The organism is Streptomyces sp. NPDC012508, assembly GCF_042902595.1.
GTDB lineage: Bacteria > Actinomycetota > Actinomycetes > Streptomycetales > Streptomycetaceae > Streptomyces.
In genome coordinates, this window is record NZ_JBIBEO010000005.1 from 361,311 (window position 1) to 384,562 (window position 23,252).

Sequence of the window (23,252 nt, forward strand, 5' to 3'; positions counted from 1 at the left end):
TCACACCCACGTCCGGGGGCGGAAACGGTTGGCCCGCTCCACCAGTTCGATCCTCTCCTCGCCCCGCTGAGCGAGCCGGGCGAGCACCCGGTACGAGCGTTCGAGACCGAAGCGCAGTCCGCGCTCGTCCAGTTCGCTGCCGAGCAGCCGTGCCCCGCCCGGAGCAGTTCCGGGACTCCCGGAGAGTACCCAGTCGAGCGCCGAGCCGAGGACCTCCGTCGACAACCGCTCGCGGCGCACCGCGTCCAGACCGAAGTCCTGGAGCGCCGAGACCTGAGCCGCGGCGGCCGTCAGGTCCGCGCCGAGCGGTTCGTGCGCCGCACGCCGCCGCAGCCGCGCCCGTACGGCCGCGACCCGGGCGGCCGTGTAGTGGATGGACGCCTCCGGTACGGACTCCAGGGTCCGTACGGCTCCGGTACGGTCGCCGGCCGCGAGGCGCACCCGGGCGAGCCCGAACGCGGCGCTCACATAGCTCGGGTCGGTCGCCCACACCAGGCGGTAGTACTCGGCGGCGTTGTCCAGCTGGCCGAGCACCTCGGCGCAGATGCCCAGCGCCAGCTTGGGCGCGGGCTCACCGGGGAACGCGTCGTAGACCGCGTCGAAGGCCAGCGCCGCGTGCGCGTGGTCACCGGTCACCAGGGAGGCGACGCCGCGGTACCAGACGACCCGCCAGTCGTCCGGGTGCTCCTCCTCCAGCGTGGCGAGGGCGCGCCCGGCGGAGCCGAGGTCGGCCATCTCCAGGAGGGCCCGCAGCTCGCGCAGCCGCAGCTCCAGGGAGGGCGCGGGCGCATGCCCCAGGGCGCTGATCAGCTCGGCCGGGGCGGAGGCCATCAGGCCCGCGAGGAATCCGGCGTTGGGGTCCCCGGGGTCCACCCGGGGCACGGGCAGCGCGAGCGAAGCGGCCCGCCCGTCGAGCGACGCGAGAAACGCCCCGCCCGGCGCATGCGCGGGGACGGCGCCGGCCGGTGCGGGGAGCGGCGCGCCTTGCGCGGGGACCGCTGCGACGGGCAGCGCCGTGCCGCCCCCGGCTGCGACGGGCAGCGCCGTGCCGCCCCCGGCTGCGACGGGCAGCGCCACGCCGCCCCCCGCCGCGCCGCGCCCCCGCCCACGTCCCTGCTGCCGGGCGCCCAGGAGGGAGACGTCCTCCGCCAGCTCGGCGAACAACTCCGTGTCCGTGACCCGCAGTTCGGTGCCGAACAGGGTCGAAAGGGCCGGACGCGGACGGCCGGACTGGAGGGCGACGACCTCGCGCAGGACGCCCGTCAGCTGCTCCGCCATCTCCTGCGCGGAGGCGAATCGGCGGGCCGGGTCGGGGTCCGTCGCGCGGACCAGGAGACGGTAGAACGACTCGTACGTCCGGAAGACCTCGATGTGCTCCGGGTCGGGCAGCGAGTCGACGAAGACGTTCGTGTACCCCTGGAAGTCGAAGGTCAGCACGGCGAGCGTGCGCGCCACCGTGTACAGGTCGCTCGCCACCGACGGGCCGACCTCGGCCACCTCCGGGGCCTGGTAGCCCACCGTGCCGTAGATCGCGGACTCGTCGTCGTCCATCCGCCGGACCGCGCCCATGTCGATCAGCTTGAGCTGGTCCTCGCTCTGGATCGCGTTGTCGACCTTGAAGTCGCAGTACAGCAGGTTCCGGCTGTGCAGATGGCCGAGCGCCTCCAGGGCCTCGATCCCGTACGCGCAGGCCTGCTCGACCGGCAGCGGATCGCGCCGGCCGTCCGGCGTGCGGCGGTCGTTGGCGATCTCCTTGAGCGCCTTGCCGCCGACGTACTCCATGACGATGTAACCGTCGAGGGAGCCGGTGCGGGCGTCGAGGTGCTCGACGAAGTTGTAGATCCGGACGATGTTGGAGTGCTCGATCTCGGCGAGGAAGCGGCGCTCGGAGATCGCCGCCGCCATCGCGTCCTGGTCGCCGGTGTCCAGCAGGCCCTTGAGGACGACCCACCGGTCGGAGACCGCCCGGTCGACGGCGAGGTAGATCCAGCCGAGGCCGCCGTGCGCGAGACAGCCCGCGACCTCGTACTGCCCGTGCACGACGTCCCCGCCGCGCAGCTTCGGCACGAAGGAGTACGGATGGCCGCACTTGGTGCAGAAGCCTTCCGTACGGCCCGGCCGGTCGCCGCGCGAACGGCCCACCGGAGCACCGCAGTCTGAGCGCGAGCAGAATCGCTTCCGCTCGGGAACCTCGGGGTTCTCCATCACCGCGGCGCGCGGGTCGGGGCGCGGCACCTCGGGGATCGCGACCAGCCCGGCGCCCAGCCGGTTCCGCCCCGACTGGGCGGTCGACGAGCCCGAGCTGCGCACCGACACCGAACGGCCGCTGCTGCCACCCGACAGGGAGCGCGACAGACGCCCGGAGACCGAACGGCGGGACGTGGACGAGCGGGAGGAGCGCGAGGAGCTCCGGGACGAGGCGCGCGAGCTCGGACGGGACGACGCCGACCCCTTGCCGGGCACCGCCATCCCGGTCGGGTTGGCCTGGAGCATTCCGCCCGCGGCGACGACCGGCGCGAGCCCGCAGGTGTCGCAGTACAGCTCGCCGCCGCCCATGTCCTCGTACGATCCCTCGCACGAGGGACGCTGACAGGTGCTCACCACTGACTCCCCCTGGCATCTCTGGGTCCGGACAGAACCTCCGCCGCGGCCTGCTGGTAGCGCAGGACCGCCTGCTCGGCGACGCGCAGGTCACAGGGCGCGCTCCACAGCATCCGGCGCGCCACGTCGTACCGCTCGATCAGCAGGGGATCCTCCGCCGCGCCGAGCCTGGCCACCTTCGCCTTGTACGCGTCGAGCCGGCCACGCAGCTCGGCGCGGACCGCGAGCGGCGCGGTGACGGCGGTCAAGGACGCGCGGGCGCGCTGCAGTTCGTCCTCGGCCTCCTGCTCCAGGGACTCCAGGAGCGGCGAGAGCCGGTGCCACTGTGCGTGTCTGCGGTACTCGGCGGCCGTCGAGAGCCGTTCCTGGAGGACCGTCGGCGGGCCGCTGACCGCCGGCACCTCGGAGGCGGCGATCTTGGCGAGGACCTCGCCGCGCGCCATCCGGGCCTCGGCGAGCGTCCGGTCGGCGCGCGAGAGGACGTCCCGCAGCCGCAGCAGCCGCTCCTCGGAGTCCTGCCGGACCGCGAGGACCGCCTCGATCTCCCGCCGGATGTCCTCGAGCGCGCGGGCCGCCCGGTCGTACCGCTCGGTGTCCGGCCGTCCGCCGCCCGGCGCCGAACTCCCGGCCGCGGGCCGCCAGAAGGCCAGCGGGTCGGTGACGACCTGGGTGCGCAGCGCGGTCAGCTCGGCGGTGATCTCCTCCAGCTCGTCGCCCGCCGGATGCTCCCCGGGCCGGACCCCCACGGAGTGCGCGAGCGAGCGCGTCCGCCCGAGCTCGGCGGCGAGGAGGTCTATCCGGGCGGGCAGCGCGGACCAGACGGCGTCGGCGGTCACGACCATGTCGAGCGAGGAGGCGTACAGCTCGTTCATCCGCCGTACGAGCGCCTCCAGAGTGAACCGCTCGGAGAGCAGGGCCTGCTGCTGCGCCCCGCCCGCGACGAGCACGCTCTCGCCGCGCAGCCGCTCGGTCAGCTCCACCAGGTCCTCGCGGCTGGCCCAGCGCCGGCGTGCCCGCAGCTCACGGGCGTCGTGCAGGGCGTCCGTGTACGCGTCGAAGTACGTCCAGAGCAGGGTGATCGTCCGCTCGGTGGACTGCCAGCGGTCCCGGGTGGTCCCGGTCAGCTCGGCGCCTTCGAGCAGCCTGCGGCCCGCGTGGTCCTGGAGCGCCAGCAGCGAGTCCTCGATCGCCTTGTGCTCCGCGCCGAGCCGCGCCAGGGCACGGTCCACCTCGTCCCGGTCCATCACCGGCCCGGGGGTGCCCGCGACGCCCATCGATCACCTCTCGCTCTACTTGTACATGGGTGCGGGCGGCCCGGATATCCCGGGCAGGTCCGCCTTCAGCCACTTGTCGTACGCCGCCGTCCAGGCGCCCTGGCGGTACTGCACCAGGACCTGGTTGACCCGGCGGACCAGGTCGTCGTTGCCGAGCTTGGCGGCGACTCCGTAGTACTCGGTGGTGAACGGCCGGCCCTTGAGCTCCACGGCCGGGTCCTGCGCGGCCTGCCCCGCCGCCAGCGCGTTGTCGGTGACGACGGCGTCGACCTCGCCCATCTGGAGCCGGGCCAGGCAGTCCAGCTGGTTCGGGACGGTGAAGCGGTCCTTGTCCTGCTTGGTGCCGTCGCCCTCGTCCTTGAACGTGGCGCCGAAGGAGTTGTTCTCCAGGGCCTCGTAGGCCGTGGAGCCCTCCGCCGTGCAGACCCGCTTGCCGCTGAGCGAGGAGTCGTACCCGGTGATGCCGGTCGAGTCCTTGGGCGCGAGGACCTGCTGTCCGGCCTGGAAGTACGCCGTGGAGAAGGCGACCTGCCCGATCCGCTTGCAGTTGATCGTCATCGTGCGGACGACGAGGTCGACCTTCCCGCTGTCCAGCGCCGCGATCCGCTGGTTGGTGGGGATCGTACGGAAGATGATCGCGTCCTCGGAGCCCAGCAGGTCCTTGGCGATCGCCTTGGCGAGCGCGATGTCGAACCCTTCCAGCTCTCTGGTCTCGGGGTTGTAGTACCCCCAGTTGAAGCTGTTCTGGTCGACGCCGACGACGAGCTTCCCGCGCGCCTTGATCGCCTCCACGGCCGGGCCGTCGTCGGTGGACGGAGTGAGCGACGCCTCGGGGTTCCGGCAGGTGTCCGACTTGACCTGCACGCCGGCACCGACGCCCGGGCCGGTCACCGCGGGGGAGACCGGGGCGCCGGTCGCGCTGTGGGTCAGCGGCAGCAGCGTCAGCGACGCGGTCAGCCCACAGGCCACCGCCATCGCCCCGACACCGCCCCAGCCGCGCAGCCGTCCCAGGGGACGCCCGCCGAGGAACCGGGCCGGGCCGCGCTTCCTCGCGCCGTCGACGCCGTTCCGCATCCCGCCCCCTCTCACCGGTACTCCGACAGCCTGCGGTTGATGCCCATGACGGCGCCCGCCGCGCCCAGGATCGCGAGCGAGGCCGCGCCCACCGGGAGGGCGGTGAGCGCGCCCCGGCCGCCCTCGGCGGCCTGGGTGAACTCGCTCTGCTCGTGGTCCAGGGCCTGCTTCAGGGCCGCGTCGACCTGGTCGAAGGACTGCCCCGTGGAGGCGCCCGGTCCGACGACACTGGTCCGCGCGCCTTCGTAGTTGCCCGCGTCGTCCTTGTCCCGGGCGTCCTTGTGGCGCTCCCGCCAGTCGGCCGTACGGTCGGCGGCGGCGGCGAGCGGATCGCGGCCGGCGTCGTCGTCGGCCAGCTCACGGGCCTCGGCGAGCGCGGTCGTCAGCGACTTCATGCTGGTCGTGTAGTCGGTCTCGTACTTGTCGCTCTTGCCGTCGTCGGTGAGGACCGCGCCCCGGGCGACCAGCGTCAGGTTCTCGTTGGCCCGCGCCTTCAGGGAGCTGATCCGGGCGGCGTTGAGGACCTGGAGCGAGCTCTGCCCGTGCTCACGGGCGTCGTTCAGGCCCGCGCGGGCGACGGTGTGGGCCGCCGCGAGCCAGAGCAGCACGATCACGGAGGCGGCGGTCGCGGCGAGCAGCCCGTGGTTGAACACCCGGTTCGTCCGCGCGTAGGTGCGGCGCTGCGCCCAGACCAGGACGGCGAGGGCGGCGACGCCGAGGGCGAGGGAGAGGAACGGCCAGTCGCGGGCGTCCTCGTCGTCCTGCTGGAGCCGCGCGGTCTCGGCCTCGTACAGCCGCTCGGCCGCGGGCAGCAGCTGTGTGGTCATCAGCTGGTTCGCGTACCGCAGATAGGCGCCGCCGAGCGGCAGGCCCTGCCGGTTGGCGGCGCGCGCCCGCTCGATCAGGCCGGTGTAGCGCGGGAGTTGTTCGTTGAGGGTGGTGATCTCGCGGGCGGACTCCGACGAGCCGCCGGTGCTCGCGGCCGCCTTGACCAGGAGCCGGGACGCGGTGGTGATGTCGTCCGTGTACCGCTTCTGGAGGTCGGCGGGGTCCCGCTCCTTGGACAGGAAGGCGCTGGCCGCGGCCGTGTCGGCGTCGGCGAGCGAGCGGTAGATGTCCGCCGCGTCGGCGCTCAGGGGCTGGCTGCGGCTCACCACGTCGTCGGCGGAGCCGGCCCGGTCGGAGACCTCGTACGCGGTGACGGCGCCGAACGCGACGACCAGCAGGGCCAGTACGGCACCGAGGATCTGGAGGCGGCCCGGCTCGGTCGTGGCCGCGCGGCGCACCCGCACGCGGACCTCGTCCCAGGGCCCGCGCCCGGCGGGCGGCCCGGCCGGTGACGGCGCGAGGGAGGACGGGGACACGGGCACGCCGGACGGCGGCGACGCCTGCGCGGGCACACCAGGACCCGGGTGCACGGGTGTGGTGCCCGGCGCCGAGGCGGCGGGCGCATTGGGCGGGTGTGTCAACGTGGCCTCCCCCTCGGTCCGACGTTCCCGGCCAGCAGTATGGCCTCAGGGGCCCCACCCGCACACCAGGATTGACTGGATCTTGTTCCTATCGTGCCCCATCTCGCGCCACCCCCGTAGGCGAACCCCCTGCTATGAATACGCCTCCCGGCCGAAATCGGTTCCCACGCGGGCCTGCCACGAACGGGTGAAACAGCGACGGGGCGCCCCCGTCAGGGAGGCGCCCCGTGGCCGTCCGCGGAACCTCAGGCGTAGTGGAGCCGCAGCCGCGCCGCGGCCTCCGGCGCCGCCGCCACCTCGTCCAGGGCGAGCAGCGCCGCGCCCAGTACCGGCGGCGCGGTGACCACCCCGACCGTGGCCTTCGGCGCCCTCACCGCGAGGAGTTCGGCGATCAGGCCGTCCAGCTCGGGATGGCGCGCGGCCAGCACGCTGCCGCCCAGCATCACCGGAGCCTCCTCGTCCAGCAGCCCGAGCCGGCCGAGCGCGACCGCCGCCAGCGCCACGACCTCCTCGGCCAGCCGCCGCACCAGCGAGCGGGCGACCGCGTCGCCCCCGGCGCTCGTACGGAACAGCACCGGCGTCAGCTCGTGCCGTCGCTCGTAGGCGATGCGCCCCAGGTGCAGCGCCTCGATCAGCGCGTACATGGTCGGCAGCCCGAAGTGTGCGGGCAACTCCCGAGCCAGCGCCGTCGGTTCACCCCGCCCGTCCGCCGCCCGGGCGGCGAACCAGAGCGCCTCCTCGGCGAGTCCGCTGCCGCCGCCCCAGTCGCCGGAGATCTTCCCGAGGGCGGGGAAGCGGGCGGTCCGCCCGTCGGGCAGCATCCCGACGCAGTTGATCCCCGCCCCGCACACCACGGCGACCCCGCGCGGCTCGTCGAGCCCTGCGCGCAGGACGGCGAACGTGTCGTTGTGGACCCGTACGGAGCGGCTCCAGCCCCTCGCCTCCAAGCCGGCCTGCAACTCCGCCTCCTCCACGGGGAGATCGGCGTTGGCGAGACATGCGGAGACATGCGTGAACTCCAGCGGGAGACCCGTCGGCCCGGCCGCCCGCCCCACCGCCTCCGCCAGGACGTCCAGGGCCGCCTCGACGCCGACCACGGGCGGCTGGAACCCGCCGCCGCGCGCCGAGCCGAGCACGGTCCCGTCCGCCCCCACGATCGCCACGTCCGTCTTGCTGTTGCCCGCGTCGACCGCCAGGAACGCCGCATTCACGCCCACGCGAGGTGCTCCCGGTTGTGGGCGATCAGCCGGTCGGTGAGGCCCTCGGCGTACTCGTACTGCCCGACCAGCGGGTGCGCGAGCAGCGCCTTGAACACCCGGTCGCGGCCACCGCGCAGCGCCGCCTCCAGAGCCAGCTCCTCGTACGCGGTCACATGGGAGATCAGCCCGGCGTACAGCGGGTCGAGCGGGGCCACCGGCAGCGGCGTCGCACCGTTCGGCCCCACCGCCGCCTGCACCTCGATCACGGCGTCGTCGGCGAGGAACGGCAGCGTGCCGTTGTTGTACGTGTTCACCACCTGGTACGGAGAACCTCCCCCGCCCAGCAGGGACGCGGCGAGGTCCACGGCAGCCTCCGAGTAGAAGGCCCCGCCCCGCTTGGCGAGGAGCGCCGGCTTCTCGTCGAGCGCCGGGTCCCCGTACATCTCCAGGAGCTCCTTCTCCATCGCCGCGACCTCGGCCGCCCGCGAGGGCTTGGTGCCCAGCTCCCGTACGACCTCGTCGTGCGCGTAGAAGTAGCGCAGGTAGTACGAGGGGACGACGCCGAAGCGGTCCATGACCAGGCGCGGCAGACGCAGGTCGTCGGCGAGCGTGTCACCGTGCTCGGCGAGCAGCCGCGGCAGCACGTTCTCGCCCTCCGGGCCGCCCAGCCGTACGGCGGTCTCCCAGGTCAGATGGTTGAGCCCGACGTGGTCGAGGTGGATCTCGGCCGGGGTCACGTCCAGCAGCTGCGCGAACTTCCGCTGGAAGCCGATGGCCACGTTGCAGAGCCCCACCGCCTTGTGGCCGGCCTGGAGCAACGCGCGCGTGACGATGCCGACGGGGTTGGTGAAGTCGATGATCCAGGCGTCCGGGTTGGTGCGCCGGACCCGCTCGGCGATGTCCAGGACCACCGGCACGGTGCGCAGCGCCTTCGCGAGACCGCCGGCGCCGGTGGTCTCCTGGCCCACGCAGCCGCACTCCAGCGGCCAGGTCTCGTCCTGGTTCCTGGCCGCCTGGCCGCCGACCCGCAGCTGGAGCAGCACGGCGTCCGCGCCCTCCACCCCGGCGTCGAGGTCGGAGGTGGTGACGATCTTCCCCTCGTGGCCCTGCTTGGCGAAGATCCGCCGGGCGAGCCCGCCGACCAGTTCGAGCCGGTCGGCGGCCGGGTCGACGAGGACGAGTTCGGTGACGGGCAGGGTGTCGCGCAACCGCGCGAATCCGTCGATCAGTTCGGGGGTGTAGGTGGAGCCGCCCCCCACGACAGCGAGCTTCATTTTTCGGCTAGCCCTTCACTCCGGTCAGTGTGACTCCCTCGACGAACGCCTTCTGGGCGAAGAAGAAGACGAGGATCACGGGGGCCATGACCAGCACGGTCGCGGCCATGGTCAGATTCCAGTCGGTGTGGTGCGCGCCCTTGAAGGACTCCAGTCCGTAGCTCAGCGTGTACGCCGCCGGGTTGTCGGAGGTGTAGATCTGCGGTCCGAAGTAGTCGTTCCAGCAGTAGAAGAACTGGAACAGCGCCACGGCGGCGATGCCGGGCTTCGCCATCGGGAGCACGACCTTGAGCAGGGTGCGCAGTTCGCCGCAGCCGTCGATCTTCGCGGCCTCGATGTACTCGTTCGGGATCGTCAGCAGGAACTGGCGCAGCAGGAAGATCGCGAAGGCGTCGCCGAAGGCCATCGGGATGATCAGCGGCCATAGCGTCCCCGAGAGGTCCATCTGCTTGGCCCAGAACAGGTACATCGGAATGATGATCACCTGCGGCGGCAGCATCATCATCGAGATGACGAGCAGCAGCGACAGATGCCGTCCCCGGAAGCGGAACTTGGCGAGCGCGTACGCCACCGGGATCGAGGACACCACCACGAGCGCGGTGCCGAGCCCCGCGTACAGCAGGGAGTTCTTCCACCAGGACAGGAAGCCGGGGGTATCGAAGACCCGGACGTAGTTGTCCCAGTGCCAGGAGTTCGGCGTGAGGTCGCGGGTGAGCGCCTGCTGGTCGCTCATCAGGGACGTCAGGAAGACGAAGACGAACGGCAGCACGAAGAACAGGGCCGCGGCCGTCCCGAGGGAGTGCACGGCGATCCAGTGGAGAAGCGCCTTGCGACGGGCCGTCGTCCGGGCGCCGTCCGCGGACGTCTCGCGCACGGGTCGGTCGAGCGTGGAAAGGGAGGTCATGGTCAGTCACCCGAGCCGATCAGGCCGCCCCGCCGGCGCATGAGCAGCGCCGTGAAGGCCATGGAGAGGGCGAACAGGACGAGGGCCACGACGCTGGCCGCGCCGTAGTCGAAGCGGCCGAAGCCGAGGTTGTAGACCAGCTGCGGCAGGGTCAGCGTGGAGTCGTCCGGGTAGCCCGGCTCGAAGGTCTGGCCGGAGCCGCCCATCACGCCGGACGCCACCTTCGCCGCCACGATCGGCTGGGTGTAGTACTGCATCGCGCCGATGATCCCGGTGACGACCGCGAAGAGGACGATCGGCGAGATATTCGGCAGGGTGACGTAGCGGAACCGCTGCCAGGCCGAGGCCCCGTCCAGCTCCGCCGCCTCGTACTGCTCCTTCGGTACGTCCAGCAGCGCGGCCATGAAGATGACCATGAGGTCCCCGACGCCCCACACGGCGAGGACGGTCAGCGCCGGCTTGGCCCAGGCGGTGTCGTTGAACCAGGACGGCGCGGGGATCCCGACGGCCTCCAGGAGCGAGTTGACCGGCCCCGTGCCCGGGTTGAGCAGGAAGACGAAGGCGAGCGTCGCGGCCACCGGCGGGGCCAGGTACGGCAGGTAGAACAGGGTGCGGAAGACCCCCGCGCCGGTTTTGATCCTGGTGACGAGCATGCCGATGCCGAGGCCGAACACCACCCGGCAGGCGACCATGACGACCGCCAGCCAGAGGGTGTTCTGCATCGCCGGCCAGAACTTCGGCAGGTCGGAGAAGACGTACGTCCAGTTGTCCAGGCCCCGCCAGGTCGGCGGGTTGAGGCCGTCGTACTTCATCAGCGAGAAGTAGACGGTCGAGACGAGCGGGTACGCGAAGAAGACGCTGAAGCCGATCAGCCAGGGCGACATGAACGCCGCGGTACGAAGCGCGCCGCGCACGCGCTTCGACCGCAGCGCGGCCCGACGCGCTTCGAGTGAGTCGGTGGACATGAGGTACCGGTCCCGGGTCTTACTTCGCCTGGGCGATGTCGCGGTCGATCTGGGCCGCCGTCTCCTCAAGGCCCTTCTTCAGGTCCTTGACCTGGCCCTTCTCGTACTTCTGGGCGAAGTCCTGGAAGGTGTCCTGGTACGTGGAGCCGTTCACCGCGCCGTCCGAGGTGGAGGACTCGGGGTGCTGGGCGATGTCCAGGAAGACCTTGAAGCGCTCGTCGACCTTCAGGTTCGGGGACTTCAGCGCCTCCAGGGTGGAGGGGACGTTGCCGATGCCGTTGGCGAAGTTCACCACCGCCTCGGTGTCCATGGTCATGTACTTGACCAGTTCCCAGGCCGCGTTCTGCTTCCTGCTCTGCGGCGCGATGCCGATGATCGTGCCGGAGAGGTAGCCCTTGCCGTACTCGGCCACCTCGTCGTCGGCGACCGGCAGCGGCGCGACACCGACCTCGAAGTCGACCTTGGCGTCCTTGATGAAGTTCAGCCGCCACTCGCCGTCCAGCTGCATGGCGACCTGACCGGTGTGGAAGGGGTGCTTGACGCCCCATTCGTCACCGAAGGTGGTGCGGTACCTGTCCAGCTTCGCGAACCCGCCCAGGCCGTCGACCAGCGACTTCTGGTACGTCAGCATCTCGGCGAAGCCGGGGTCCTTGGCGAGGTTCGACTTGCCGCTCTCGTCGAAGTACGTGTGGTCCCACTGCGACATGTAGTGGCTCGGGACGGTCTCGTAGCCGAGGTAGTTCGGCATGAAGCCGAGCTGCTCGTAGCTGTCACCCTTCTCCTTGGTCAGCTTCTTGGCGACCTCGGAGAACTCCGACCAGGTCTTCGGCGGGGCGGTGATGCCGGCGGCCTTGAAGGCGTCCTTGTTGTAGTAGAGCCCGTACGCGTCGGAGAGCAGCGGCAGCGAGCAGCGCCTGCCCTCGAACTGGGTGTAGTCCTGGAGGACCTTCGAGAAGGTCTTGTCGAGGTCGACCTTGTCCTTCTCCAGGAAGGGCTTCAGGTCCGCCAGCGCGCCCAAGTGGCAGAACTTGCCGACGTTGGACGTGGTGAAGGAGGCGGCCACGTCGGGACCGTTGGAGCCGCCCGCGCGCAGCGCCTGGCTGAGCTTGTCGTCGTTGATGTTGCCGACGACCTTCACCTTGATGTTCGGGTGGGCCTTCTCGAAGCGGGCGACGTTGTCCTGGATCGCCTTGACCTCGGAGGGCGCCGACCAGCCGTGCCAGAAGGTGATCGTGGTCTCGGCGTTCGGGTCGTCGCTCGCCTTGTTGTCCGCCGAGCCCGTACAGGCCGAGGCGAGAAGGGCGATCGAGGCGGTGGCGGCGAGTGCGACGGCGGCTCTGCGCGGGCGTACGGGCATGACGGAACTCCCTGTGGCGGAGGGGTCGACGGGGGAAGGGGGACTACGGGCGGTGCGGGGCGAGGCGGGCGAGGCGGGCGGTGCGGGCGCTGCGGGCAGGAAGTGCGTCCGCGGCCCCGCGCCCCGCCCGTGGTCTACCGGGACGTGTCGAAGACCTCGTCGCGCGTGGTGGCGAGGGCGCTCTCCAGGGCCCCGCGCAGGACGGGGTGCCGGTCCACGCCTCCGAGGACGAGCCGTGGCCGGGAGGCGGCGAGCTCGGCCAGCTCGGACTGGACGCGCTCGCGCAGCGGTTCCCCGCCGGAGGCGATCGCCGCACCGGAGAGGACGACGACCTCGGGATCGAGTACGGCGACGAGGGAGGCGAGACCGGTGGCCAGGCGCTCCGCGTACTGGTCGAGGAGGGCCGCGTAGCGCGGGTCTTCGCCGTGGTGCGCGGCGGCGTGGGCGAGGAGCCGGGACGCGGTGGGTACGAAGGGATGCTCGGTGGTCTCGATGCCCAGGGCACGCGCGATCCGGGGCACCGCCTGGACGCCGGCCAGTTCCTGGAAACCGCCGGAGTTGGCCTTGGTCACCTGCCGTACGAGCGGGGTGCCGGGCACGGGCAGGAAGCCGACCTCGCCGGCACCGCCGGTGAAACCGCGGTGGAGCCGGCCGCCGAGGACGAGGGCGGCGCCGAGGCCCTCCTCGTTCCAGAGCAGCACGAAGTCCTCGTGGCCCCGGGCGGCGCCGAGGCGCTGCTCGGCGACGGCCACCAGGTTGACGTCGTTCTCGTACTCGAACGGCATCGGGAGCGCGGCCGCCAGCTCCTCCAGGAGCGTGGGGGAGTGCCAGCCCGGCAGGTGGGAGGCGTACCGCAGGCGCCCGGTGGCCGGGTCGAAGGCGCCCGGGGTGCCGATCACGAGCCGGTGCACCTCGCCCCGGGTGATCCCGGCGTCCTTGGCGGCGCCGTCGAGGGCGGTGGTGACCTGCCGTACGACGTCGTCGGCCGCGCGGCCCGGGGTGGGGAGCTCGAACTCGCCGACGACCTCGCCGCTGATGTCGGCGACGGCGGCGCGGACGAGCCGCGGGGTCACGTCGAGTCCGGCGGCGAAGGCGGCCCGGGCGTTGACCGCGTACAGCTGCGCGCTGGGTCCCGGCCGGCCCGCGGTGGTCCCGGTGGCGACGACGAGCCCGGCGGCTTCGAGGCGGGCGAGCAGCTGCGAGGCGGTCGGCTTGGACAGGCCGGTGAGCTTGCCGATCCGGGTGCGGGAGAGGGCCCCGTGCTCCAGGAGGAGATCGAGGGCCGCGCGGTCGTTCATGGCCCGCAGCACTCGTGGGGTGCCGGGGGTACCCGGAGTCGTACCGGCCATGTCGATACACCCGCCCTTCTCACTGTTAGGAAAGTTTCCTATTGGGTGGGAGGACCGTAGGACGGCCGTCACCGGGCCGTCAATACCCGCGCACGCACGACGCCCCCGAAGGCAACCAAAGCGTTACCTGCGGGGGCGTCGTTCATGCACGGTGAGTGTGCGTGGCGTGTCACACGGCGTGACGGGTGTTACTTGCCGAGGTCCGGCTTCGGCAGCGGGCTCGCCGCCGCGCCCTGCGGGGACGTCGGCGAGGCGAAGACCGACGGGGCCGCCATACCGGCCGTCGGGTCCGCCGCGGACTCCTCCGCCGGGGCCGGGACGCCGCCGACGATCCGGATGCCGGCCGCGTCGAGCGCGCGCTTGATCCGCCACCGCAGCTCGCGCTCGACGCCCAGCGCCTTGCCCGGCATCGTCTTCGCCGAGACCCGGACGGTCATCGAGTCGAGGAGCACCTCGGTCAGACCGAGGATCTCCACCGGACCCCAGAGCCGCTCGTTCCAGGGCTCGTCCTTCGCCATGGACGCCGTGGCCTCGTCGATCACCGACTTCACCCGGTCCAGGTCCTCCGTCGGGCGGACCGTCACGTCGACCGCCGCGGTCGCCCAGCCCTGGCTGAGGTTGCCGATCCGCTTGATCTCGCCGTTGCGGACGTACCAGATCTCCCCGTCGACGCCGCGCAGTTTCGTCACACGCAGACCGACCTCTATGACCTCGCCGGAGGCCACGCCCGCGTCGACCGAGTCACCGACGCCGTACTGGTCCTCCAGGATCATGAAGACACCGGAGAGGAAGTCCGTGACCAGGTTCCGGGCGCCGAAGCCGATCGCCACACCGGCGACACCGGCGGAGGCGAGCAGCGGCGCCAGATCGATCTGGAACGCGCCGAGGATCATCAGCCCCGCCGTGCCCAGGATCACGAACGACGCCACCGAGCGCAGCACCGAGCCGATCGCCTCCGAGCGCTGCCGCCGCCGCTCGGCGTTGACCAGGAGTCCGCCGAGCGCCGTGCCCTCCACCGCCTGGGCGGAGCGGTTCATCCGCTCTATCAGCTTCGTCAGGGCGCGGCGGATCGCCATCCGCAGCAGCAGGGCGACGACGAGGATGAGGAGGATGCGCAGACCGGTGTTCAGCCAGGTGGACCAGTTCTCCTCCACCCAGCCCGCGGCGTTCGTCGCCTTCTCCGCGGCCTCGTCGAGAGTGACGGGGACCTGCTGCGGATCGTCGGCGGTCGACAGGGCCGACAGGGCGGACCAGGGCACGTAGAACCTCCAGGCGTGGCGTACGCGGAACATCCACACTAACGGGGCATCGGGTGTACTCCTGATGCCCTGTTCGAGGGAGAGACCGACCTCACGCGGGGATGTACGGAGAGACGATGCCGATGTGGTCGAGAACACTTCAAGCCCGTTACCGGTACGTGGTGGCGCTCCGACCAGGCATGAGGAGAGACTGAGAGCAGTTCGTCCCGGCGCGAGCCACGCGCCGCCGGCGTATTAGGAGGCATCCGTGCCGCATGTCCTGGTCCTCAACGCGTCGTACGAGCCCCTCGGCGTCGTACCGCTCCGCCGCGCGCTCGTCCTCGTCCTCGAGAACAAGGCACTCTGCCTCGAGGAGTCCGGCGCCTTCCTGCACAGCGAGACCCGCGTCATCCCCGCACCCAGTGTGGTCCGGCTGAAGCGGTTCGTGCGGGTCCCCTACCGGGGGCCCGTTCCTCTGACCCGCCGGGCCCTCTTCGCCCGTGACGGCGGGCGTTGCATGTACTGCGGTGGCGTCGCAACCAGCGTCGACCACGTCATTCCGCGCAGCCGCGGGGGCACGCACGCCTGGGAGAACGTCGTGGCGGCCTGCCGCCGCTGCAACCACGTCAAGGCCGACCGCCATCTGCACGACCTGGGCTGGCGCCTGCGCCATCAACCCGCCCCGCCCAGCGGCCTGGCCTGGCGGATCATCGGGACCGGACATCGGGACCCGCGCTGGCTGCCCTATCTGCAGCCGTACGGCGCGGACGACGTGATGGCCCGGATCGACGCCGTCTCCACCGCCCCCACGGGGGCCGTGAAGACGGGTTGAGCCGGGCCTTCGTCGTACCCGGGCCTTCGTGCCCGGGTCGCCGTCGACACGGGGGGCGCGCCGGTGAGGGCGCCCCCTACTGGTCCGTGGGCTGCTCGGGCTGCTCGGGCTGCTCGGGCTGCTCCGGTTCACCGGACGTCCCGGGCGTGACGGGCGCGACGGGCGTCCCGGGCGTGACGGGCGTGACGGGCTCCTCCGGCGGGGCCACCGCGTAGGTCTCCACCGACCAGAGCGAGTAGCCGTACTGCGTCGCCCGCCTGTCGCCCTGCACCCGCAGGAAGCGGGTGCCCGCCGCGTCCATGCGGACGCTCTCGCGGCCGCCCCGGCCCTCGGCGACGGTCGCCGCCGTGCGCCAGTTGCGGCCGTCGGCGGAGACCTGGATGCGGTAACGGGACGCGTACGCGTCCTGCCAGTGGAGGACCACCTGCCCTATCCGGGCCGGGCTCGCCAGCTCCAGCTGCCACCACGCGCCGTCCTCGGCAGGGGAGGACCAGCGGGTGGCCGGGTCGCCGTCCAGGGCCGAGACGGCCGGGAAGTCGGGGGTCTCGTCACCGGAGGACGAGGCCGTCGCCGTACGCGCCAGATCCGGGCCCGCCGTGCGCGGGAAGGCGCGGACCGTCAGGGTCCGCTCCTCGCCCGCGAAGGACACCGGCACCTGGTACGAGCCCGCGGGCACGTCCGGTGCGACCGACACCTCCAGCGGCACCGTCGCGCGCGTGCCGCGCGGCACCCGTGCCTCCTTGGGGAGCCGGACCTCGATCCCCTTCGGCGCCCGCGCCGTCAGCGCCCCGCGCACCTCGTCGGTGCTCCGGCCCACCAGCCGCACGTCCACCCGTCCCGCGGGTCCGCCGATCTCGGCGTCCAGCTCCGCGCGGGCCAGCTCGAGCTCGGCGGGCGGCTCGTCCGCGAACCACGGCACCAGGGAGCGCACCCGCGGGTCGCCCCGCCCGTCCGCGCCGTTCCACACGATCCGTACCGCGTCCGCGCGCAGCCCCTTCACGTCCGTCTGTGTCCAGCCGGTCGGGGAGAGCGGGCCGAGCGACCGCCAGCCCTCGCCGGGGACGTACGCCTCCACGCGCGCCGACTCGCCCGAGCCCGGCTCCGTCATCACCGTCACCGCCTCCACGGGCCGCGAGCGGTCCAGCCGGACGGTGTACGCGTCCCGCTCCCGGTCCGCCGTGCGGCCGGCGCGGCGCTCGCGGTCCGCGCCCGTCCAGGCCGCCGACTCCGTCACCGCGCGCGTGAGGAAGGGATCGAGGACGCCCTTGCCGACGGTGACCCCGCTCCCCTTCAGCGCCTCGCGCAGCGACTCCAGCTGCAGCTGCGACTGCCAGGCCGCCGCGCCGTCACCACGGGCCTGGGCGAGCACCATGTCGACCGCGGTCTCGCCCGCGAGGCCGTAGCGGGACAGCTGCTCCAGCCAGGGGCCGACCTCGTCGTCCAGGGTGCCGTCGGCCGTCGCGGCGAGCCGCCGGGGAGCCTCCCGCATCACGGTGAACGCCGCGCGCAGTTCGCGCCCCGCCTTCTCCCGTACCGCCCCGTCCTGGGCCGTACGGCTGTTCCAGAACGCGGTCATCAGCGGCTTGAGGTACGCCGACTCGCCCGCCGGGTCGAGGATCGAGGAGGCGCCGTTGCCGGCCAGAGCCCGCAGCGCCTCGCGGGCGGCGGGGTTCGGTCCCGCCAGTTCGTCGACGGCCGCCCGCCAGGACTCCTGCGGCCGGTAACCCCGCGGGTTCCAGGCGTAGTCCGCGGCGGTGAAGAGCGGGATCCGGGAGACGGCGGCCTGCTCCATGGCGTTGGCGAGGAACGCGGCCGAGCCGGCCGCCACGGCCGGCTCGCGGCCCATGGCGGGCCCGAGGAAGAGCCGGTCCTGGGCGTAGTCGTTGACCGGGTAGTTGTCCATGGTGACCAGCGGGTGGTCCATGGCGTCCCGGGCGCCCGCCAGATCCCTCCCGGTGATCGTGCGCGGGACGGCGCCCACGCCGGTCCAGGCGACCTGCACCCGGTCGTCCAGCGCCGCGGCGAGCGCGGTGCGGTAGGCGGTCGCGCCGTCCTGGTAGTACTCCGTCGGCATCAGCGTGAGCGGCGGCGCGTCCGGGTACCGGGCGGCCAGATGACGGGCCACCTCGCTCGCCACGCGCGCGTGGGCGGTCGCCGCCGCCTCCGGCCCGCGCCCGAAGGTGTCCGCGTCCTTCGAGCAGTGCCACTCGCTGTAGCTGACGTCCTGGAACTGGAGCTGGAACGAGCGCACCCCCAGCGCCCACATCGCGTCGATCTTGCGGGTGAGCGCCTTCACGTCGTCGCCCGAGGCGAGACACATGGACTGGGCGGGCGACACGGCCCAGGCGAGCGTCACATGGTTGGCGCGGGCCCGCTCGGCGAGCGCCCGGAACTCCGCGCGCTGCTCGGCGGGGTAGGGGTCGCGCCACTGGACCTGGCGGTACGGATCGTCACCGGGTGCGTAGAGGTAGCGGTTCTGCTTGGTGCGGCCCATGAAGTCGAGCTGGGCGAGGCGCTGTTCCTGGCTCCAGGGGCGGCCGTAGAAGCCCTCGGTCAGACCGCGCACGGCGGTGCCGGGCCAGTCGCGGACGACGACGCCGGGGATCCGCCGCTCGTCCTCCGGCGCGCCGTCGATCAGCTGACGCAGGGTCTGTACGGCGTGGAACAGGCCGTCCTCGCCGACCCCGTCCAGGGCGACGGTGTCCCGGCCCTGCACGCGCCCCGTCGCGAGCCGGTAGCCGCCGCGCGGCAGATCGGCCCGCTCGGCGACGCGCAGCGCCCGCAGGGCCTCCTGGGAGGCGGCGGAGCCCGCCCGGATCACGGTCCCGCCGCCCGGCAGGGACGTATGGACGGTCCGTACCCCCGCCGCCCGCAGTACCTCGCGGAGCGCGGCGACGGCGTACGGGTCGGCGCCGGCGTCCGTGAGGAGGGTCACCTCGTCGCCCAGCGGCACGGCGGGACCGGCGGCCCGCAGCGACTGCGGGCGCGGCCAGACGTCGGGTCCGGCCGGGCTCTGCGGTACGTCGGGGGTGGTGACGGGCGAGACCGGGGCGGCCTGGGCGGCGCCGGTGAGGCCGCTGCCGAGGAGTCCGCCGATCACCGCTGCGGCCACGGCCGTCGCGGTCCGCTTCCTGCGTCCGAGGTGCACGGGGCCCCTCTCTCCTGTGGGTGACGTCGCCTCTGGGTCACGAGTGGGTCACGAGCCCACCACCCGTCCGGCAGGGGTGTCAATGCGCGTGGCCGAAGTGTCGGGTTTGCCCGCCGGTCTTCCGGCGAGGTGGCACCGCTTCGCCAACTTCCGCCGGTAAAACGGGGTGCGGTGGGTAGGGCTCTGTCGTTCCACCTGTTCGCGACGAAACCGGGAGAGCCCCCGTGACCACCACCGCCCCCCACGCCCTCGAGATACCCGAGCTGAAACAGGCGCCGCTCACCAGCGAGCCGCCCCTCGCCCACGCAGCGCCCCTCACCAGCGAGCCGCCCCTGACGTCGGCGGCCCCTCTCACCAGTGAACCGCCCCTGACCTCGGCGGCCCCTCTCACCAGCGAGCCGCCCCTGACCTCGGTGGCGCCGCTCACCAGCGAACCCACCGCCCCCGGCACCGCGGGCGGCACGGAGTCCCCCGGAGTGTGACCGCGGGGCCGGCCGCCACCACCGTCCCAGACCTCTGGAGTGTGAAGTGACCCTGGCCCGCCTCGCCGCCCTCCATGGCGTCGCCACCGCGTACGAGCCCTCCGCGGGCGTCACCGTCCAGGTGCCCGACGCCACCGTCGTGACCGTGCTCGCCGCCCTCGACGTGGACGCAGGCACACCGGAGGCGGTCGCCGCCGCTCTGGAAGCGGCGGAGCGGGCCGAGCGGGAACAGCTGCTCCCGCCCACGCTGGTGCGCTGGCAGGACGGCCCCGTCCGGCCACCCCAGGGCCTTCCGCCCGGCACCCGGCTGCGGGTCACCACCGAGTCGGGGGAGATCGTCGAGGGCGACCACTGGGACGGCCTGCCGCCCGGCGTGCACCGGGTCGAGGCCCGGGACCCCGAGGGGCGCGACGGCGCCGGCACGCTGATCGTCGCCCCCGCGCGCGTGCCCCGGCCCGAGCGGCGCGTGTTCGGGCTGCTCGCCCAGCTGTACTCGGTGCTCTCCACCCACTCCTGGGGCATGGGGGACCTCGGTGACCTGCGTGAACTGGCCACCTGGGCGGGCCGGTCGCACGGCGCCGGCTTCGTGCAGGTCAACCCGCTGCACGCGGCCGTGCCCGGCGCGCCCACCGACCCGTCCCCGTACCGCCCGTCCTCCCGCCGCTTCCCCGACCCGGTCCATCTGCGGATCGAGGACATCCCCGAGTACGGCCTCGTGGGCCCGCGTTACCGCGACGCGCTGGACGCGATCGCCGGGGACGCCGCCGAGCTGCGCGAACGCGTCCTGTGCAAGGGCGCGTTGATCGACCGGGACGCGGTGTGGGAGGTCAAGCGGCGCGCCCTGGAGCTCGTACGGACGGTGGAGCTCGGCCCGGGCAGACGCGCCGAGTACGGCGACTTCCTCGCCGAGCGGGGCCGCGCCCTGGAGGACCACGCCACCTACTGCGCGCTCGCCGAGCGCCACGGGCACCACTGGCGGTCCTGGCCCGAGGAGCTGCGCGACCCCCGTTCCGCCGCCGCGGCCGTCCGCGCCGACGACGAGCTGACGGCCCGGGTCGACTTCCACTGCCGGCTGGCCTGGCTGACGGACCGCCAGCTGGCGGCCGCGAGCGAGGCCGCACGGGAGGCGGGGATGGCGGTCGGGATCGTCCACGACCTCGCGGTGGGTGTGCATCCGGACGGCTCCGACGCCTGGGCGCTCCAGGACGCCTTCGCCGGCGGGATGTCGGTCGGCGCCCCGCCCGACGCCTTCAACTCCCGTGGCCAGGACTGGGGTCTGCCGCCCTGGCGCCCGGACGCCCTCGCCGCCTCCGGCTACGCCCCGTACCGCGGCCTGCTGCGGGAGCTGCTGCGGCACGCGGGCGCCCTGCGCATCGACCATGTGATGGGCCTGTTCCGGCTCTGGTGGGTCCCCGAGGGGTGCGAGCCCACCCAGGGCACATACGTCCGTTACGACTCCGAGGCGATGCTCGCGGTCCTCGCCCTGGAGGCCCACCGGGCCGGCGCGGTCGTCATCGGCGAGGACCTCGGCACGGTCGAGCCGGGGGTACGCGACCAGCTCGCGCGGCGCGGGGTGCTCGGCACGTCCGTGCTCTGGTTCGAACGGGACTGGTCGGGCACGGGCCGGCCGCTGGCTCCGGAGGAGTGGCGCGCCGACTGCGTGGCCACCGCCACCACGCACGACCTCCCCTCCACGGCGGCCCGGCTCTCCGGCGACCATGTCGCCCTGCGCCACCGGCTCGGGCTGCTCACCGGCGACCTGGGGCGCGAGCGCGCCCGGGACACGGCCGAGGTCGGTGAGTGGCTGACGTACCTGGAGCGGCTGGGGCTGCTCCCGGAGGGCCCTGGCGACGAGGAGGCCGAGGTACGGGCCGTCCACCGGTTCCTGCTGCGGACCCCGGCCGCGATGGTCGGGGTGTGGCTGCCGGACACGGTGGGGGACCGTCGGCCGCAGAACCTGCCCGGGACCTGGGACCAGTACCCCAACTGGCGGCTGCCGGTGGCGGGCCCCGAGGGCCAGCCGCTCACCCTGGAGGAACTGGCCGCCTCGCCCCGGCTGCACCGGCTCCTGGAGGTCTTCCGATCCCCGGAGGGCGTCCGTACGGCACCCCCGGACGCGCGGCCCGTTTAGGTGTTCGCTACGTTTGCACCGTGGACAAGAAGAACGCCCTGCGCGCCGGTGCTGTCGCGGCCGGTACGACGCTGATGATGCTGCTCATGTCGTCCCCGGCGCTCGCGCTCACCCGCGACGACGGTGACGACCCGGCCCCCAAGCTGAGTGTCGTCGAGACCCTCGGCCTGTTCGTGGCCGCGCCGATCGTGCTGTTCCTGGTGATCGCCGGTCTCGTGATGGTGCTCGACAAGTCCGACAGGCCCAAGAAGGCCTGAGGCCCAGCCGCTTCCGAGGGCGCCGCGCCGGTACATGAGTACCGGCGCGGCGCCCTCGTGTGCGTTCACGCGCCCGTCGTTCACGCGGTCGTCGTTCACGCCACCGTCGTGGCCAGGAGCTTGCGCAGCAGGCCCGCCAGTTGCTCCGCCTCCTCGGGCGTGAGCGCGGCCTCCAGGGCCTCCCGCTGCTGCGCGAGCCCCGCTCCCACCGCCTGGTCCACCAGCTCGCGCCCGCGCTCGCTGAGCGTCACCCGCAGTCCGCGCCGGTCGTTCGGGTCCGGGCTGCGGCTGAGAAGCCCTGCCTTCTCCAGCTTGTCCAGCCTGCCCGTCATCCCGCCCGTGGTGATCATCAGCGTGGCGGTGAGCTCGCGCGGGGAGAGGGTGTAGGGCTCACCCGACCGGCGCAGTGTCGCCAGGACGTCGAACTCCCCGAGCGCCATGCCCCCGTAGGGGGAGTACGCCTTGTCCACCTTGCCGCGCATCGCCGCGGCCAGCCGGTAGATCCGCCCGAAGACGGCCATGGGGAGCGTGTCCAGGTCGGGGCGGACGGCCGCCCACTGGTCCGTGATCGCGTCGACGGCGTCGTGCGCGGGGGGTTCGGTGCTGTTCATGACGGCAGTCTCCAGTCCGGGTCGACTCGGCGGCAAGCAAGTGACTGGGAAGCAAGATGCTTGCAAGTAAGTCACTTGCCAATAAGTAGCTTAGCGGTAAGCTACTTATCACCAAGCCACTCGGAACCACTCCGGACCAAGGGGGGACCTGTCATGTCCCGCAAGGCCGCCGTCGTCGCCCTGACCGCGCTCGCCCCGATCTCCTGGGGCTCCACCTACTTCGTCACCACCGAGTTCCTGCCGCCGGACCGCCCGCTCTTCACCGGCCTGATGCGTGCGCTGCCCGCGGGGCTGCTGCTGCTCGCCGTCACCCGCACGCTGCCGCGGGGCGCCTGGTGGTGGAAGGCCGCGGTCCTGGGGGCCCTCAACATCGGCGCCTTCTTCCCGCTGCTCTTCCTCGCCGCCTACCGGCTGCCCGGCGGTGTGGCGGCGGTCGTCGGCTCCGTCGGCCCGCTCTTCGTGGTCGGCCTGGCAGCGCTCCTGCTCGGCGACCGGCCCACCGCGCGCTCCCTGCTCACCGCCGTCGCCGCCGCCTTCGGTGTCAGCCTGGTCGTCCTGAAAGCGGGCGCCTCCCTCGATCTGGTCGGAGTGCTCGCGGGGCTGCTGTCGGCGCTCTCGATGTCGGCCGGAGTCGTCCTCACCAAGCGCTGGGGCAGGCCCGAAGGGGTGGGCGCGCTGGCGCTCACCGGCTGGCAGCTCACCGCCGGCGGCCTGGTCATCCTGCCCATCGCCGCCCTGGTCGAGGGCGCCCCGCCCGCCCTGGACTCCACGAACCTCCTCGGCTACGCCTACCTCGCCCTGGGCAACACCGCGATCTCCTACTTCCTCTGGTTCCGCGGCATCGAGCGGCTGAGCGCCTCTTCGGTGACCCTCCTCGGTCCGCTGTCGCCGATCACCGCGGCCGTCGTCGGCTGGGTGGCGCTCGGCCAGGCGCTCGGTCCCGTGCAGCTCGTCGGTATGGCCGTCGCCTTCGGCGCCACCCTGGTCGGCCAGCTCAGCCCTCGTACCCCCAAATTGTTCAGTTCAGCTGAACAGAAGAGTCGGAAACTTTCGATGGACCTGGAGGTTTCCTCGGTGCGACGGTAGA

At 72.8% G+C, this 23,252-nt stretch carries 18 protein-coding genes; 5 read left to right on the top strand and 13 right to left on the bottom strand.

Going from position 1 to position 23,252, the window contains the following annotated elements; all coding sequences use genetic code 11:
* The 11 genes from ACFY8U_RS19150 to ACFY8U_RS19200 form a co-directional block, all read right to left on the bottom strand.
* Window positions 1-2,604: a tetratricopeptide repeat protein gene (locus ACFY8U_RS19150; RefSeq protein ID WP_389571555.1), complete on the bottom strand. Its 2,604-nt coding sequence runs from the start codon at window positions 2,602-2,604 to the stop codon at window positions 1-3.
* Window positions 2,598-3,875, bottom strand: a complete 1,278-nt coding sequence (locus ACFY8U_RS19155; RefSeq protein WP_361435081.1) for a hypothetical protein — start codon at window positions 3,873-3,875, stop codon at window positions 2,598-2,600. The genes ACFY8U_RS19150 and ACFY8U_RS19155 overlap by 7 nt, the downstream gene beginning before the upstream one ends.
* Before the next feature lie 15 nt (window positions 3,876-3,890).
* Window positions 3,891-4,949 (bottom strand): glutamate ABC transporter substrate-binding protein, encoded by a 1,059-nt coding sequence (locus ACFY8U_RS19160; RefSeq protein WP_389571558.1) that lies wholly within the window; start codon window positions 4,947-4,949, stop codon window positions 3,891-3,893.
* Window positions 4,950-4,960: 11 nt separating this feature from the next.
* Window positions 4,961-6,418 carry a hypothetical protein gene (locus ACFY8U_RS19165; protein ID WP_389571561.1) on the bottom strand — a complete coding sequence of 486 codons (1,458 nt, stop codon included), beginning with the start codon at window positions 6,416-6,418 and terminating at the stop codon, window positions 4,961-4,963.
* A gap of 245 nt (window positions 6,419-6,663) precedes the next feature.
* A complete protein-coding gene (locus ACFY8U_RS19170; RefSeq protein ID WP_389571564.1) occupies window positions 6,664-7,635 on the bottom strand; it encodes an N-acetylglucosamine kinase in 972 nt (323 codons plus the stop codon).
* Window positions 7,626-8,891, bottom strand: a complete 1,266-nt coding sequence (locus tag ACFY8U_RS19175) for a 6-phospho-beta-glucosidase (RefSeq protein WP_389571567.1) — start codon at window positions 8,889-8,891, stop codon at window positions 7,626-7,628. Before ACFY8U_RS19175 ends, ACFY8U_RS19170 begins: the two co-directional genes overlap by 10 nt.
* A gap of 7 nt (window positions 8,892-8,898) precedes the next feature.
* Complete coding sequence (locus tag ACFY8U_RS19180) at window positions 8,899-9,795, bottom strand: carbohydrate ABC transporter permease (RefSeq protein WP_389571569.1); 897 nt, start codon at window positions 9,793-9,795, stop codon at window positions 8,899-8,901.
* Window positions 9,796-9,797: 2 nt separating this feature from the next.
* Window positions 9,798-10,760: a carbohydrate ABC transporter permease gene (locus ACFY8U_RS19185; RefSeq protein WP_389571572.1), complete on the bottom strand. Its 963-nt coding sequence runs from the start codon at window positions 10,758-10,760 to the stop codon at window positions 9,798-9,800.
* Window positions 10,761-10,779: 19 nt separating this feature from the next.
* Window positions 10,780-12,117, bottom strand: coding sequence for an ABC transporter substrate-binding protein (locus ACFY8U_RS19190; protein WP_389571575.1), 1,338 nt, complete (start codon window positions 12,115-12,117; stop codon window positions 10,780-10,782).
* Between the two features lie 134 nt (window positions 12,118-12,251).
* On the bottom strand, window positions 12,252-13,466 hold the full coding sequence (locus ACFY8U_RS19195) for an ROK family protein (RefSeq protein ID WP_389571578.1): 1,215 nt from the start codon (window positions 13,464-13,466) through the stop codon (window positions 12,252-12,254).
* Window positions 13,467-13,654: 188 nt separating this feature from the next.
* Window positions 13,655-14,758 carry a mechanosensitive ion channel family protein gene (locus tag ACFY8U_RS19200; RefSeq protein WP_389571580.1) on the bottom strand — a complete coding sequence of 368 codons (1,104 nt, stop codon included), beginning with the start codon at window positions 14,756-14,758 and terminating at the stop codon, window positions 13,655-13,657.
* Between the two features lie 214 nt (window positions 14,759-14,972).
* On the opposite strand from ACFY8U_RS19200, the gene ACFY8U_RS19205 reads away from it, so the two are divergent.
* A complete protein-coding gene (locus ACFY8U_RS19205) occupies window positions 14,973-15,536 on the top strand; it encodes an HNH endonuclease (RefSeq protein ID WP_315893268.1) in 564 nt (187 codons plus the stop codon).
* A 76-nt stretch (window positions 15,537-15,612) separates the two neighbouring features.
* Here the strand turns inward: ACFY8U_RS19205 and ACFY8U_RS19210 are convergent, their stop codons facing one another.
* Window positions 15,613-18,684 carry a beta-N-acetylglucosaminidase domain-containing protein gene (locus ACFY8U_RS19210; protein WP_389571583.1) on the bottom strand — a complete coding sequence of 1,024 codons (3,072 nt, stop codon included), beginning with the start codon at window positions 18,682-18,684 and terminating at the stop codon, window positions 15,613-15,615.
* Between the two features lie 254 nt (window positions 18,685-18,938).
* On the opposite strand from ACFY8U_RS19210, the gene ACFY8U_RS19215 reads away from it, so the two are divergent.
* From ACFY8U_RS19215 to ACFY8U_RS19225, 3 genes are read left to right on the top strand one after another with little or no spacing between them, the layout of a single operon-like run.
* Window positions 18,939-19,166 carry a hypothetical protein gene (locus tag ACFY8U_RS19215; protein ID WP_361608450.1) on the top strand — a complete coding sequence of 76 codons (228 nt, stop codon included), beginning with the start codon at window positions 18,939-18,941 and terminating at the stop codon, window positions 19,164-19,166.
* Window positions 19,167-19,212: 46 nt separating this feature from the next.
* Window positions 19,213-21,297 carry a 4-alpha-glucanotransferase gene (gene malQ, locus ACFY8U_RS19220; protein ID WP_389571586.1) on the top strand — a complete coding sequence of 695 codons (2,085 nt, stop codon included), beginning with the start codon at window positions 19,213-19,215 and terminating at the stop codon, window positions 21,295-21,297.
* A 20-nt stretch (window positions 21,298-21,317) separates the two neighbouring features.
* Complete coding sequence (locus tag ACFY8U_RS19225; protein ID WP_260226244.1) at window positions 21,318-21,554, top strand: hypothetical protein; 237 nt, start codon at window positions 21,318-21,320, stop codon at window positions 21,552-21,554.
* Window positions 21,555-21,649: 95 nt separating this feature from the next.
* On the opposite strand, the gene ACFY8U_RS19230 is transcribed toward ACFY8U_RS19225, so the two are convergent.
* On the bottom strand, window positions 21,650-22,165 hold the full coding sequence (locus ACFY8U_RS19230) for a MarR family transcriptional regulator (protein ID WP_361605532.1): 516 nt from the start codon (window positions 22,163-22,165) through the stop codon (window positions 21,650-21,652).
* A gap of 153 nt (window positions 22,166-22,318) precedes the next feature.
* On the opposite strand from ACFY8U_RS19230, the gene ACFY8U_RS19235 reads away from it, so the two are divergent.
* Window positions 22,319-23,251, top strand: a complete 933-nt coding sequence (locus ACFY8U_RS19235; protein ID WP_389571590.1) for an EamA family transporter — start codon at window positions 22,319-22,321, stop codon at window positions 23,249-23,251.
* Window position 23,252 lies beyond the last annotated feature (1 nt).